Below are 13,654 nucleotides of genomic sequence, written 5' to 3'. Positions count from 1 at the left end.
TAGAAGAGTATGAAAAAATACTTCTTTATTAATCCGAAATGGGTATTTTTATGTGTCAACTTCTAGGAATGAACTGTAACACCCCTACGGATATCTGTTTTTCTTTTACAGGCTTTCAGTCCCGTGGCGGTTTAAAACCGACGTCCACTCTGATGGCTGGGGTATCGCATTCTTCGAAAATAAAGGAGTTCGTCAGTTTTTAGACCCACAGCCTTCGGCCACATCTGCCATCGCGGAGTTTGTAAAAAGCTATCCCATTAAATCGCAAAATGTGATTGCCCATATCCGTAAAGCCACCCAAGGCGTGGTGTCTTTGGAAAACACGCATCCTTTCCAACGTGAAATGTGGGGGCACTATTGGGTTTTTGCTCACAATGGAAATCTAGAAAATTTCCAACCTGAATTCGATGGCTCTTTTATTCCAGTAGGAAATACCGATAGTGAAAGAATCTTTTGCTGGATTATGCAAAGTCTTCGCAAGAGATTCGGCTCGTCCTATCCCGATGAAAACTCTTTGTTTGATTACATCCATTCACTCGCCTTGGAGTTGGCGTCTCAAGGTGAGGTCAATTTTCTTTTTTCAAATGGAAATTTTCTGATCTGTCACTGCTCTACAAAGCTCAGCTACATTGTTCGCAAAGCTCCGTTCACGCAGGCACGCCTAAAAGACCAAGACTTGACCGTGGACTTCAAGGATGTCACAACAGCAAATGACAAAGTGGCCGTAATTGCCACGATCCCCCTTACAGACAATGAAGCTTGGGAAACGCTACAACCCGGCACTTTGGCTCTGTTCCGTGATGGGGACTTACAAGAAAAGCGCACGACAAAAGAGTGGATTAAAACTAAATGAGTGTTTTTAAACAGCAGATCTATTTATCTTACACTCGACAATTTGTCTGATGAGTCAGCCACGAGTATATCTAATAATTTTATTAAATTGATCGACTTAGACGCCTTCAAATAAATCAGTTCGTACTGATCTTGATGGGACTGTACATACGCCAAAGCCTCATCCACATGAGGCAGCCAATGGCATTTCTGAGCCAGTTCTACGGAAGAGGACGCTATTGCTTTCGCCTCTTCACCAATTAAAAGTAGATTGATTCTATGATGACGTATTTCATCTGAAAAAATAGAGGCAATGAATTCGCCAACTTGTATATGTTCTTTTATGGCGTCATCCCCCAGTTCTAACATCGACCCTAAGATCAATAAAGTTCGACGTTGGTTCTGGATTTCAGATAGTCTTTTTAAACCGAGACACATACTTTCGGGGCTGGCATTAAAAGCGTCATCGATCACCTCTTGCCCCATAATGCCCTGACGTTTTTCAAATCTTCGATTCACGCCGTGAAAACTAGACAGGCCCTCTTGAATAATTTCTAAAGGAATATCCCAGTAAAAAGCTACAGCAATAGCTGCCGCCATATTCATTTGTATATTGGGCATATCCGCAGCCAGCTTAAACGAATAGATTTTTTGTGCTATTCTTAATGTGATAGAATCACATTCTGTATCTGTAAGAATTTGCACATCATTGTGAGCAGCATAACCAAATGACTTATATGACTTACCTGATCTACGAGCCGCATTCAAAATTTCATCTTGATCACCATTCACCACGGCGATTTTAAGCGATTCTGATTTTAGAACGGATAACTTCTCTTGAATCAAAGCTGCTTTGGAACCAAACTCCCCAACATGGGCCGCACCGATATTTAATAAAACAGCAACAGTCGGCTGCAAAAACCCCAACGGGATTTCAAAGTCATCGGTACGACGTGCTCCGACCTCGAATACGGCATGCTTTACTGTTTTCGGCAGTCTTAATATTTGAGTCGCCAAAGCCACTTTTGTATTTTGGTTCGCCACAGAAAAGTGCGTAGACTCTTTATTCCAAACAGTTAGAATATGACCCAAAATTTCTTTAACTGTTGTCTTTCCCGCACTGCCAGTAATCACAGCGGAGTGAATATCCAACTCATGCCGACGGCGTGTCGCCAATGCAAAGAGCATCTGACGTAAATCTTTTTGCTCGCTACTAACAACGCCTTTAACAGAAGCTGGCAGCTCATAACCTGTAGCATAGCTGAATCCGCTGATATTTTTGCGGACGGCCTTTTCCAAAAGAAAGTGCTGATCTACACCTTTTAAAGTAACAGGAACAAACCAATCCCCTTCTGTCAGAAGATTAAAATCAGTTTGAATGCGTTCAAGAGACGTTGGAATCATTCAAATACAAACTGACTTCGAGTTTTTAAAATATCAGTAAGGGATACATTCTGATGGTATAACTTCAGCATCTCATCAGCAGGAGTCACTCCTGCTTCATGGCGCTGCTTAAGCACCTTTAAAGAATCCGCAGCAAAGCCCCAAGACGTCAATAAAGATTCAGCATTGGCAAAAAACTCAGTTAGCTTTTCACTAATACCTTCTGCTTGTAATCCTTTTTGAGCCACCTGACCTAATTCATAAATCCGAGTTTGATGAGTCGATCTTCCCGTTAAATTTTCATTTAATAAAAGAATAAGAAAACACAGTATCTGCGCATCTAATTCGACCAACGAAGTCGGCATATCAAATACTTTAAACTCAAAACGATTATTTTCGTCTAAATGAATCTCTATCGGAGGAGCAATATAGCTTCGCTTATGCATACGGAAGCTTTTACCGTATTTCCCTTGTGCGTATTGCCATGCTTGGCCTTCACAGAAAGGCGAAGCCACCGAAAGTGCCGACAAAGCAGGGCTATAATAATTTATTTTAGCATTAAAATCGTCCATGTTGATTTGATCGACAATTTCTTGAGGAATACCAACATTGATATCAGGTCCGTAAGTCGTCATCACTTCCATAGACCACTGCCAGTAATCATGACGTCTTTTGTTTTGTGGACCACTGAATTTAGACTCTAACGGATGATGGGATAAGCACACCAGTTGTAACTGCCTGCTGTTCAAAGCATCTTTTAATCGGTGAAATAGAATCTTATGAGTTTTCAAAGCATGTTCAATACTGTCACAGACAGGCGTGCGAATTTCTACACCTTTGGGCAAAATCTCTTTCGCTTGAAAATCCATATCCGGTAAATGGTAACCTTCCACAACAAATGGCATGAGCTTTGTTTGCGGAGGCTCGAGTTCTAATCCAACACAGCTGGGAACATCTTCTAAAGAAATAGATTCAAAAATGTCATTTAATTGCGAGAAAGATAAGTCCTTATGCCATAGCGGCTTATAATCTGGCAGCGAGACTAATAGATATTCAGTTTCAATTCCAAAGCGGAATTGCTTTGAAAGACTTTGTTTTTTTTCTGAGGCGATTGAAGATAGCATATTATCTCTTCGACAGTTTTGTCTTATAGTGTTTGAAAATCAGGTAGATACCAGAAATCATTAAAAAAAGAACACCCAAGGAACTTGGGAAAAATATACCGTAACGCACGAAAGGACCAAAATAGGTCCCCTCATGTAAAGAAACTAAAAACGATTGACGGCGTGGTGCCGAACTGGTGATTTCACCCGTTTCTCCGTTGATCTGCACTTCCCACATATCATGTTTAGAACGAACTCTGATATTGGCATTGGCCGGACGCACATCTATTTGCGAAACGTCCTTCCAACTTTGAATTTTAGCTTCGGGAACTTCTTGTGCGATTTTCAGAATGTCATCAAAGTTAAGTTTTAACTCGGCTTTAAACTTAGGATAATCCGGCTGAACCCAAGTATTAAAACCTCGGGTCGCCATTACAAGCCCAGTAATTAAAGTCACTGTAAACGGGATAGCAATCACTATCGAGATCCAGCGATGCCATTTCCGAAAAAATCGATTCATACTTATTTCAAACCTTGCTCTGTCGCAATTTCAAGAGCTCTTACTTTTAAATCAGTAATGTTATTTAAATCAAATGTATTGTTATCAAAGAACTGGCCAAAGATAGCATCCAATTTAGCCGAACGTACTTCTGGGTTAGCAGGATGCTTTCCCGTAATATCGCTTAGTAACAATTGAGCTTCTTCTGTTAACAACCAACTTACAAATGTATTTACTTCCGCTTTGTGCGCAGATGTTCCCACCAAAGCTACCCCATCTACATTGACGTGAGCTCCAACGCCATTTGCGTTAGGAACTACAGGTTTAACAATAGAGTTTGGTTTAGCTGCTAAATGACGTGTGTAGTAATATGTATTCGCAACACCAACAGCGCATGTACCAGCTTCGATAGCCGCGATAACACCATCTAAGTCCTTTTCAATCAAAGGGATATTTTCACTATTAACAGCCCATTCTTTAAGAACTTGTGCTGTTTTCTGTTCTCCCCAAACTCCCAAGAAGAATGAGTGTAAACCTATAGTGTATTGTGCTTTCTTCTGTCTTAAGCAAAGTTGGTCTTTGAATTTAGCATCACCCAAAGACTCATACGTAGCTACTTCTTCAGGCTTAACGCGTGTTGAATCATAATAAATGATACGAGTACGTTTCAAGAAAGCCACCCAGCGGTTTTGCGCGTCTTTGAGTTGTACTGGCCAGCTTTTAGCTGTGTTTAAATCCAGTGGCGTTGTCGCACCTTTTAAAGCGACAGTGTTCAGCATGTCGCCATCTTTCATATGTACTAAATCGTAACCAGCAGCAGTGTTGCCAGTTAGGTATTCAGCGATAACTTTGTCATCGTATTTGTACTCAACTTTAAAACCATAAGCTTCACTATATTGAGTGTTAAATTTCTCGACGACAGGTCCCAACTGTTCTATTGGTAACTGTCCTACCCATTTAATCACTGTTGTCTGTGCCATAACTGCCGTTGCCACAAACTGACTTAGCACGAAAGCCATCATCATTTTTTTCATTACAATCTCCTGTTTAAGTTTTTATTTAATAGGCGCCAGATTAATTAATTGAAGTCCGCAAGAAAGAGAATCGTTTTCTTGAACCCGACCTATGGCGATAACAAACTGCAAGCCAAATGAAAATCAATTGATCTATTCTCATTGAGTTTTCATTTGGTTTTCGCTTCTGTTTCATTTGTATTTTAGACCTACATAAGTTTTGAACTTCAGGCACAATTTGAATATCTACTCTGAAGTTTCGCTTCAGAAGCAAAGGATTGCTGTATGAAAAAAGTAAATAGCAATTTAGGATTAAGTTGTTTTCTGAAGGGATTTGACACCTGTCCGGTGATCACAATAAGGAAAGTGCAGTATGAAAAGAAAAACAGGAAAAACGCCAAGATTTAAAGTCCAAAGACGCCTAATGGTTGAACTACCAGGCTTAGGAAAAGCAGGAGCTTTGGAAAGACGTCCTTACCCACCAGGGCAACATGGTCAAAGAAGAAAAAAATACTCTGACTTTGGATTACGTCTAGAAGAAAAACAAAAAATTCGTTTTCACTATGGTGTTAGCGAAAGCCAATTAAAACGCCTTGTTATCTTAGCGAAAAAATCTGCTAAAGGCCCTTGGATTAATAAATTGACTGAGCTTTTAGAACTACGCTTAGACAACGTTTTATTCCGTGCTGGTTTTGCTCCATCAATTAAAGCGGCTTCGCAGTTGATTTCTCACCGCAAAGTTATGGTTAATGGCAAAATCGTTACAATCCGCTCAGCAACTTTGAAACCTAAAGATGAAGTTCGTCTTAAAGACAAAGTTTACACAAACCAAGCGTACTTAGAAGCGAAACAAAATCCTCGCTTACAATTAGCTGACTGGTTAAGTAAATCTGAAGCTGGAGCTGTTGAAACTATTAAAATTAACGACACTCCTGAATTGACGACAATTCCATTCCCGTTTGATTCAAGCTTGTTCGTTGAATATTACTCAAATATCAAAAAGTAATAAGAGGAGCGCTAGTATGTCTCACTTCATTGATGATACCGAAGAAGTGAAAATTCAAGATATCGATTCTCACTGGGTTCAGGTGCAGATTAAAAATCAAGTCTACACCTTAACTTATGATGCAGCGGTGGACCTAGCGATGCGTTTTGCCATGGTAACGTCTAAAATGGATGAAGCTCCTGACGTTCCAGCTGGAAGCTACGCGAACTAAGCCCTTTTAGACTTCTTGTATCGACTTACAAAAATTGCATTCTACAGAAATACAAAGCCCGTTTAAATACTTGATTTAACGGGCTTTTTTTTATTTTCTCACTATGATTCATCAAAAGTTCGACAGTATCTCATTCTAAGACATCCCTAAGATCGTAAAAAATTCTAGTAATTTCAATAGCTTACTCTAAAGCTCCAAAAAGCCTGTTTGGTCCAAGGTTCGCTTTAAGCATGGTTGAACATAAAAATAGGACCTGGATGGTCTGAATAAATGGAGGACTTATGAAACAACTAAATACACAAAAGTGGATCTTATCGACACTTTTAATCGCCGCACTGGGAAGTCAGCACTATCTATCGACTTCATCTGTAAATGTTAAACCCGCATCCAGCTCAATCACATCGGGTGTTTTCGAGATGTCGTCTCGCACACCAGCTGATGAAAGCTCACCATCTGCAGATGCACCAAGTGCAACGACTCCTCCTCCGGCTGCTGCCGCTCCTGAAGTCTCAGGCGAGCAAGCACCACCACCAGCTAGCGATTCTACAGAAGCCTCTGTAGTTGTTTGTCCTGCCGGCTATACATGTACGCGTACTCAAGATACTGAAGTGGCTCAGCGTGATGCTGATGCTATTCGTGCAGAAACAGAAGCTGAAAGAATCAGAAGAGAAACTTCTGAACGCCGCGCAGCTCGCGAAGCTCGTCGTGAAGCAGAAGAAGAAGCACGCATCGCTCGCGAAGAAGCCGCAGATGCTTTACGTGAAGAAAAAGAAGATCGCTTTATTGAAGAAGTTGAACGCTTAGCTGAAAGCCGTAGCAACAGCACACTTTTATCACGCTTCGTTAGTTTATTAAGCCGCTACAAAGGTATCAGCCCTGCGGTAGCAAATGAGGCTTATCGTATCCATGTTGAAAGCCGCATGCGCGACAACTCTGGCGACACAAGTGCTCTTCGTGATCTTGAGCGCCTAGCTGGCCGTGTTCCTTCTGAATTCAGCCAAGTTAAGACCTCTATGAATAACTTGATCCAAGAATCTTACCGCAACAATATCCAAACTGGTTTAACAGAAAGCTTAGCTAATGGAGCTGATGCAAATTCAATTCAAAGATTATTGTCTGGTGTTCCATCACAGTACAATAGAATGACAACAGACATTGCAAAACAGTTTGCAACAACTGAAGTTCAAACAATTAATACTCAGTTTCAATTAGCAGATCAATTGGCTCGTCAAAATAAATTGCAAGAGTCTTTAGAAGTTAGACAAAGAGCTTTTGAAAGCCAAAGCCGTCTATCTGAGACATTACGTGTGTACACGACTGCTGCTTACAACAATGGTGATTCAGCCTTCCAAGCTTATGTACAACGTACATTCATGCCAGAGATCCAAGCTCTTTTAAGCGGTATCGGCACAACAACAGCAGGTTCAACTACTGCTGATCCAAGTGCTACATCTCGTAATGGTATGGGCCGCGGTGGTGAACAGCCAGCAAGTACATTGGCCTCACCAGGTAACATCGGCCAATCTATTGGTACCCCAACAATCGATTCATCAAATAACTTGAACAATGCGATTTTCGGAGCACCAACGACAACTCCTACAGGTACACGCGGCGGTCGCGGTATCTAAGATCGAATTTCCGTATCAAAATCGAACTCCAACCAGCTCATGGATATGAGCTGGTATTTTGTTTTATGTTGAAACTGTGTTTAACAGTTACTTAACACCCTTCTAAAACATCGACAGAATCATACTGAAACAGCCTTATAACTTATTGATATAATTTAACAATTCTAGCCAGCCCGTTCGCAAATATTGGCCTCTAATTCGCATCCTATAGCCTGTATAAAGCAGGAGGATATATGAACAAACAACAATTAGGACTTACTCTTCTTTTATCATTGATCACCATCTCTTCATTTGCATACGAAGTTGATGATTCATATGACTACTCTGATGATAACGCTGTTGAATACGGCGTTAGTTTTGATAGCGGTGAAGATGAAGACGACAACATGTTGTCTCCGGCTCTTTATGTACAAGACAATAACTCAGATGAAACTTTCTTCGTGAGTGGTTCCGGCCACCGCTGCCCAAATAATAATTTCTCTCGCACTATGCGTGGTGAGGCTTCTTTTTATGGTGGACCTACAAATAGAATGTTTGAAGGCAGAAGAACGGCGTGTGGAAATGTATTCCGCTCAGTTGAACTGACAGCGGCTCTTCCGCAAAGAATGTTAACTCAAAGTGGTAGTGGTAACTCTGTTCGCTGCGGTAGCTGGGCACGCGTAACGAATCAATCAAATGGACGTGCTGTATGGGTTCGTTTAACGGATACAGGTTCTTTCGGACGCTTAGGACGCATTATCGACGTATCCCATGGTGCTGCAACTCAATTAGGATTTGTTAGCAGAGGACATACCAACGTAAATGTAGAAGTTTGTCCGCACTCGAATGATCGCTTAGCTAGAAATAGCGAAATCTAAGACTTAATACCTTGATAAAAAAAATCCGGAGGGGTTACCCCCTCCGGCCCTGCTCACCACCGCACTGTTGCGATCTCGATGAATCTATGCTGTCGTACATGCTGCAATCACGTTGTAATCAAAAGGTGATGGCGGCTTTAGTTGCAAATCCATAGTTGACTTGATTCCGTAGATCCGACGCTCCATCTTTCCACGCCGCTCCTGGAAACAAAACACCGACTTGATTCGACCAAATGATTCGTTCACGTGGTTTATAAATCAACTCGATATCTAATTCTGTACCTAAATCTTTACTGCTGTCTAGTGCTAAAGTTGGTTTTGTTACTAATTGTCCGTAGATCAATGTCGTTTTCACATCAACTTTGTCATTCCATGAGTATTGAACTGATGGAGCAACATACATCGCATTACCAATAGCTTCATCATCAGCAGAGTTACCCACATTTAATGCAGGATCAGTGTGAAGAATTGAAGTTGTTAAAAAATCACGTTGGCCCATTCTATGATTGAACATCAACATCGCCACATCATAGTTACGATCCATTTGATAACCTTCATAAACTCCAGTTGTATTTGGATTATCCCCGCTCGCAATACCTAACTTGGTACCAAATTCCCATTTTCCACCTTCAGCTTTAGGGAATAATAACTCAGCGGCAACAGCGTAAGAATTAAACTTAACCGATTCACCTGCTACCACGAGACCTGTTTCACCAGTTAAGAAACTCGCTTCGATTTGAAATTCGAAAGAAGTCCATTTACGACCCAAATACAAATTCACAGTTTTACTTGACCATGCACCATTCAAAGTAGCCCCTGCAAAGTTCGGCAATGGCTGTATAGCTGTTGTTGCATCATTTGACTCTAAACTGCTTTTACGGATTTGTTGTACAACGCCGGCTTTAGCTCCGTTGTCTTTGTTATCGTATTCAAAAACGATGGTCTCATCTGAAATCGTAACCCCACGGCCAAAATCCTTCTGAGCTACACGCGAAAGCATTGGCATGATCGACACGTTATCAATAACAAATTTATAAGCCACTGAGTCCCGAGTGTCATACCAGTGATCAAAAGGTTTTAAACCCGCGTTGTGAGTCATCCCCATACCAAACTCAAAAGGGGCGCGACCCGCAATCAATGATCCGTATTCGTGATTCACATTCAAGTACAACTGGCTCACAGTAATTCCTGTGCCTGCTGAATCTTGATTTTGCGAATTCACACGTGAATCTGAACCAAATCCACCGCCAATGAACGATCCCATCTGAGAGTTTCTATAACCTGTTTGTGTATTCCCTAAGATATCAAAACGACTGATGATATTGATTCCATCAGAAGCTACAATTTTCGGATTTAAATAAAGATATTGAAGTCCGTAGGTTTTAGGTTGTTTGTTGTCTCTGTCCAACGTTGGATTATCGATATCAAAGAACTCAATACGATATCCACCAGACCAGTCGATCGAGATCGCCGATGCTACACTTCCACCCAACATTAAAAAAGCCACTAGTATTGATCGCATCATAACTATTTCCCTTGTTTATATTTTCTAAAATTAATCTTGAACGACGCCCATAACGTCTGATTCGTGAATGATCTGTAATTCTTCTGAATTGAAAGTGACTTTCGTCCCCGCATACGAATTGAAAAGAACAAGGTCACCCACTTTTACATCCAATGGCTTCAAAAGACCTTTCTTATTTTTCGAACCAGTTCCTGCGGCTAAAACTTCTGCTTTCAAATAGCCAGTCGCTGTTGATGCCGAATCTGGAATAATAATTCCACCTGCCGTAACACGTTCACTTCCTTGAACACGCACCACTAGACGATCCCCCAATGGAGTGATCGCTTTGCTGTAATCCACAGTCACACTAGCTTTTTTAACAGTTGGAGCCACCGCCACTGACTTCTTAACTACTGCTTTCACAGCCGGAGCTTTAACTGCTTTTTTAACAGGAGCTTTTTTCGATACCGTTTTCACAGCCTTCGATTTTACAGTTTTAGTCTTTACTGATTTAGCCTTTGTGGGCTTAGCTTTTGCTTTTACTTTTTGAGTTTTAGCTTTTGCTGGCTTCGCTTTAATCGTTTTTTTCTTTACGACTTTTTTGTTAGAGGCTTTTTTAGCCGGAGCCTTTTTCGCTGGAGTTTTTTTAACAACTGTCTTTTTTTTCTTCTTAGACGCCATAGCGATTTCTTTCCTCTTCGTAGTATTTTTTATAAAGAATTTCCCACTCGCGTGTGCCTTCTACAACATTGCGTTTCAAAGAAGCTACTTTTTCACGAGCTTTCTTATCAATTTCCATGTCTTCTTTCACGAATGCAATGATAGCTATCTTCGCAGCTTTAAGTGCCAAATCATCGTCAGAAAAATCCACGATGTCGTCACCCCAAACTTTATCTGTAACTATATGAGCTAAGTGATACTGTCTGTCTTCTGACAAAATCATAAAATTATTTTTCTTTCTTTAGCTAATTTCTGTTTCAACATCGGAAACATCTTATGACGTTGAAATTGTCCTTCATGCTCACGCTCCATTTGATCCATTAACGCATGAACATCTTGTTCTAATTGTTCTTCGCGTTTGAAATCATTTGTGATCGTATCGATGATTGTTTGTAGAACTACTTTTTCGTCGACTTTAAAGGTAATGAGCTGCTGAGACTTCCACTGTTTCAAGATTTTTTCAGACAGTCTTTGTATTTGACTTGTGCTTAGCTTCATCATTTTATGTTTACATGCCTCTATTTTTGCTTCAATTAAAGACCATTTATAACTCTATGACAAGATTTCTTACCTGTAGACACTCTGTTAAATCAATCTTTTTGAGCGCTGTATTATTACTTTTATCTTCACAGAGCTTAGCCTTCAGTTGGCCGTTTAATACCGATGAATTCCAGAAAAGGCTCTCTGCTAAGGATTTAGCCCCCTCTACCCGCTACTTCGCAAGAGGGCCAAGCTTTTTATCTGGGCAAAAATGGGATGAAACGCAGTTTAACGAGCAGTTAAAATCCCAAAGATACCGCATTCGTGAGCCTGATCAGGTGCTCATGGCTGGGGATGCTCAAAAAGTGCAGCTTCCGCACTGTAAGTATGTTACCCAAATTTCCGATCTGAATGCGGGTTTTACCTGTTGGGCATGGCAAACGCACACCAAAGAAACATATCTTGTTGTCATTACTGATTCCCAAATTATTCATTCCACATGGCTATTCGCTGGTGATAAGGCTTCGCAGCACTGGAAAGCCTCTTTAGATCCGGTTTTAATTGCACAGTACAAAGGGGCACAGCCCATCATGCAAATTGACCTCAAGATATCTGATATTCCCGTCAACTGCCTCAATGCGGTGATGGCTATTGAAGATAGTGAGTTTCTACAACACTCCGGTGTTAGTTATATGGGCCTCACACGATCTTTAATTAAAAATATCTCGAAGATGAGATATGCACAGGGTGGCAGTACGATTACCCAACAGCTTGTTAAAAATTATTTCCTGACTCCAGAAAAAACCATGAGCCGAAAACTGAAGGAACTCTATTTAGCCGTCAAGCTTGAGTCAGAATGGACTAAGGATCAAATTTTAGAAACCTATCTTAATATCATCTACATGGGACAATCCGGAGCTTTTCAAGTCTTGGGTTTTGGCGCCGCTTCCCAGTACTACTTCAATAAACCAGTTCAGCAGCTCAACCTTTCAGAATGTGCGTTGATGGCCGCCATCGTTAACAATCCCGGAGTGTACAACCCTTGGCGAAAAGATGAACGCGCAACAGGCCGACGCAGTTTAGTTTTAGATAAAATGTCCGAGCTCAATTTGATATCGGAGCAAGAAAAAAATGAATCCAAACAAGCGGCATTACCTAAACGAGTTCCACCTGTGGCCTCGGAAACTGCACCTTACTTTTTAGAAGCTGCCCGTCAGCAATTAAAAGAACTGGGTGAAAATGTCGCTCCTTACAATGTTTACACCAGCCTAGATTTAGAGGCGCAACAAGTGGCCCAGACATCTTTACAGCGCAACATTGAGCGCCTTGAAAAAAGTCGCGCCCAACTGATTAAGAACAAAGAAAAAGGCTTAAAGCTAGAAGGCCTTGTGGTCTCAGCCGAAAACCAAACAGGGCTAGTCACTGTGTTAGTGGGTGGGCAAAACTACAGACAGACACAGTTTAATCGCGCGTTAAATGGGAAACGTCAGATAGGATCTTTGATAAAACCTTTCGTCTATCTTTTAGCATTAAATAATGGTGCAAACCCATTGACAGAAATTGTGGATGAAAAGTTCACATGGACCTATGATAAAAAAAATTGGTCCCCGCAAAACTATGACCGAAAATTTCACGGCACAGTCCCGATGTATCATGCTCTGAAAGAGAGTCTAAATATACCTGCGGCAAAAACAGCGCAAGAGTATGGTGTTCAGAAACTTATCTCCCTAGCTCGCGACAGCGGATTTACGTCTCCGATGGAGGCAACACCAGCCACTAGCCTCGGAGCCAGCACGCACTACCCTATCGAAGTTTTAAATGCCTATCGCTCACTGGCGAATATGGGACAAGTCAGCAAATCGAGCTATCTTGAAAAAGTGACAGACTACGAAGGCAACTCACTTTATGAATACACTCCAAAATTTGAATCCTTGCTTGATGCGAAAGCCGTCGCCGTACTGGTAGGAATGATGAAAGAAACCATGCGCTCGGGTACGGCCGAATCCAGTGTGAAACTGGGTTGGACATTTCCTTCTGCCGGCAAAACGGGAACAACTTCGGATAATAAAGATGCGTGGTTCACAGCATTCACGCCCTATCAAACAGAAGTGGTTTGGCTCGGTTATGATCAAGGCATTTCAAGTAACCTGACCGGTGGCGGAGCTGCTGTACCGATCTGGATTGAGACAATGCAAAAAGCCCGCTCTCGCTGGCCAGACGTGGATTTTAAGTGGCCAGAAGGTGTTGAATATCGCGAAGTACCCTTATTTCCGAAAGGGGCTCCGACTCAACTCATCTTCGTCCAATAATCATTGCCCAATAAGACTGGGAAACTGCAAACTATTAGGTTTTGTTTGCATACTATTTTGAGAATCTACTTCCTCTAACTTCTTCCCCCTATTTTTATTTGTTATTCTGT

The 13,654-nt window shown here is 41.3% G+C and carries 13 protein-coding genes and 1 pseudogene; 6 read left to right on the top strand and 8 right to left on the bottom strand.

Annotated elements, in window-relative coordinates; all coding sequences use genetic code 11:
- The first annotated feature begins 50 nt into the window (after positions 1-50).
- A pseudogene (locus tag A11Q_RS02980) lies at positions 51-853 on the top strand (class II glutamine amidotransferase).
- A 23-nt stretch (positions 854-876) separates the two neighbouring features.
- Here the strand turns inward: A11Q_RS02980 and A11Q_RS02975 are convergent.
- From A11Q_RS02975 to A11Q_RS13350, 4 genes are read right to left on the bottom strand one after another with little or no spacing between them, the layout of a single operon-like run.
- Complete coding sequence (locus tag A11Q_RS02975) at positions 877-2,235, bottom strand: Mur ligase family protein (protein WP_015469307.1); 1,359 nt, start codon at positions 2,233-2,235, stop codon at positions 877-879.
- The gene (locus A11Q_RS02970) at positions 2,232-3,338 is read right to left on the bottom strand and encodes a glutamate-cysteine ligase family protein (protein WP_015469306.1); all 1,107 of its coding nucleotides are present in this window, start codon (positions 3,336-3,338) and stop codon (positions 2,232-2,234) included. The genes A11Q_RS02975 and A11Q_RS02970 overlap by 4 nt, the downstream gene beginning before the upstream one ends.
- Before the next feature lies 1 nt (position 3,339).
- On the bottom strand, positions 3,340-3,837 hold the full coding sequence (locus A11Q_RS02965) for a PepSY-associated TM helix domain-containing protein (protein WP_015469305.1): 498 nt from the start codon (positions 3,835-3,837) through the stop codon (positions 3,340-3,342).
- 2 nt (positions 3,838-3,839) lie between these two features.
- Positions 3,840-4,850 (bottom strand): extracellular solute-binding protein, encoded by a 1,011-nt coding sequence (locus tag A11Q_RS13350; RefSeq protein ID WP_015469304.1) that lies wholly within the window; start codon positions 4,848-4,850, stop codon positions 3,840-3,842.
- Positions 4,851-5,202: 352 nt separating this feature from the next.
- Here A11Q_RS13350 and rpsD point away from each other — a divergent pair, with 352 nt between their 5' ends.
- The 4 genes from rpsD to A11Q_RS13345 all read left to right on the top strand — a co-directional run bounded on the left by rpsD (position 5,203) and on the right by A11Q_RS13345 (position 8,531).
- Positions 5,203-5,835, top strand: coding sequence for a 30S ribosomal protein S4 (rpsD, locus tag A11Q_RS02955; protein ID WP_015469303.1), 633 nt, complete (start codon positions 5,203-5,205; stop codon positions 5,833-5,835).
- Positions 5,836-5,851: 16 nt separating this feature from the next.
- Positions 5,852-6,046, top strand: coding sequence for a hypothetical protein (locus tag A11Q_RS02950; RefSeq protein ID WP_015469302.1), 195 nt, complete (start codon positions 5,852-5,854; stop codon positions 6,044-6,046).
- Between the two features lie 281 nt (positions 6,047-6,327).
- Positions 6,328-7,674, top strand: coding sequence for a hypothetical protein (locus A11Q_RS02945; RefSeq protein WP_015469301.1), 1,347 nt, complete (start codon positions 6,328-6,330; stop codon positions 7,672-7,674).
- Positions 7,675-7,907: 233 nt separating this feature from the next.
- Entirely contained in the window at positions 7,908-8,531 is a 624-nt protein-coding gene (locus A11Q_RS13345) for a septal ring lytic transglycosylase RlpA family protein (RefSeq protein WP_015469300.1), read from the top strand.
- Between the two features lie 118 nt (positions 8,532-8,649).
- On the opposite strand, the gene A11Q_RS02935 is transcribed toward A11Q_RS13345, so the two are convergent.
- Genes A11Q_RS02935 through A11Q_RS14010 form a run of 4 tightly spaced genes read right to left on the bottom strand, consistent with a single transcriptional unit; the run spans position 8,650 to position 11,256 of the window.
- The gene (locus A11Q_RS02935) at positions 8,650-10,056 is read right to left on the bottom strand and encodes an alginate export family protein (protein ID WP_015469299.1); all 1,407 of its coding nucleotides are present in this window, start codon (positions 10,054-10,056) and stop codon (positions 8,650-8,652) included.
- 30 nt (positions 10,057-10,086) lie between these two features.
- Entirely contained in the window at positions 10,087-10,716 is a 630-nt protein-coding gene (locus tag A11Q_RS13685; RefSeq protein WP_015469298.1) for a GroES family chaperonin, read from the bottom strand.
- On the bottom strand, positions 10,706-10,978 hold the full coding sequence (locus tag A11Q_RS14015) for a DUF507 family protein (RefSeq protein WP_015469297.1): 273 nt from the start codon (positions 10,976-10,978) through the stop codon (positions 10,706-10,708). The genes A11Q_RS13685 and A11Q_RS14015 overlap by 11 nt, the downstream gene beginning before the upstream one ends.
- A complete protein-coding gene (locus A11Q_RS14010) occupies positions 10,975-11,256 on the bottom strand; it encodes a DUF507 family protein (protein WP_015469296.1) in 282 nt (93 codons plus the stop codon). The genes A11Q_RS14015 and A11Q_RS14010 overlap by 4 nt, the downstream gene beginning before the upstream one ends.
- Before the next feature lie 98 nt (positions 11,257-11,354).
- Between A11Q_RS14010 and A11Q_RS02915 the strand changes: the two genes are divergently transcribed.
- Positions 11,355-13,544 (top strand): transglycosylase domain-containing protein, encoded by a 2,190-nt coding sequence (locus tag A11Q_RS02915; protein ID WP_158320346.1) that lies wholly within the window; start codon positions 11,355-11,357, stop codon positions 13,542-13,544.
- The last annotated feature ends 110 nt before the right edge of the window (positions 13,545-13,654 follow it).

The sequence above is a fragment of the Pseudobdellovibrio exovorus JSS genome (genome assembly GCF_000348725.1).
GTDB lineage: Bacteria > Bdellovibrionota > Bdellovibrionia > Bdellovibrionales > Bdellovibrionaceae > Pseudobdellovibrio > Pseudobdellovibrio exovorus.
This window is presented reverse-complemented; position numbering and strand designations above follow the sequence as displayed.

Bases quoted from the DNA above. Each gene is read 5' to 3' on its own strand.
- A11Q_RS02975 (WP_015469307.1), bottom strand. From the start codon at position 2,235: ATGATTCCAACGTCTCTTGAACGCATTCAAACTGATTTTAATCTTCTG.
- A11Q_RS02970 (WP_015469306.1), bottom strand. From the start codon at position 3,338: ATGCTATCTTCAATCGCCTCAGAAAAAAAACAAAGTCTTTCAAAGCAA.
- A11Q_RS02965 (WP_015469305.1), bottom strand. From the start codon at position 3,837: ATGAATCGATTTTTTCGGAAATGGCATCGCTGGATCTCGATAGTGATT.
- A11Q_RS13350 (WP_015469304.1), bottom strand. From the start codon at position 4,850: ATGAAAAAAATGATGATGGCTTTCGTGCTAAGTCAGTTTGTGGCAACG.
- rpsD (WP_015469303.1), top strand. From the start codon at position 5,203: ATGAAAAGAAAAACAGGAAAAACGCCAAGATTTAAAGTCCAAAGACGC.
- A11Q_RS02950 (WP_015469302.1), top strand. From the start codon at position 5,852: ATGTCTCACTTCATTGATGATACCGAAGAAGTGAAAATTCAAGATATC.
- A11Q_RS02945 (WP_015469301.1), top strand. From the start codon at position 6,328: ATGAAACAACTAAATACACAAAAGTGGATCTTATCGACACTTTTAATC.
- A11Q_RS13345 (WP_015469300.1), top strand. From the start codon at position 7,908: ATGAACAAACAACAATTAGGACTTACTCTTCTTTTATCATTGATCACC.
- A11Q_RS02935 (WP_015469299.1), bottom strand. From the start codon at position 10,056: ATGATGCGATCAATACTAGTGGCTTTTTTAATGTTGGGTGGAAGTGTA.
- A11Q_RS13685 (WP_015469298.1), bottom strand. From the start codon at position 10,716: ATGGCGTCTAAGAAGAAAAAAAAGACAGTTGTTAAAAAAACTCCAGCG.
- A11Q_RS14015 (WP_015469297.1), bottom strand. From the start codon at position 10,978: ATGATTTTGTCAGAAGACAGACAGTATCACTTAGCTCATATAGTTACA.
- A11Q_RS14010 (WP_015469296.1), bottom strand. From the start codon at position 11,256: ATGATGAAGCTAAGCACAAGTCAAATACAAAGACTGTCTGAAAAAATC.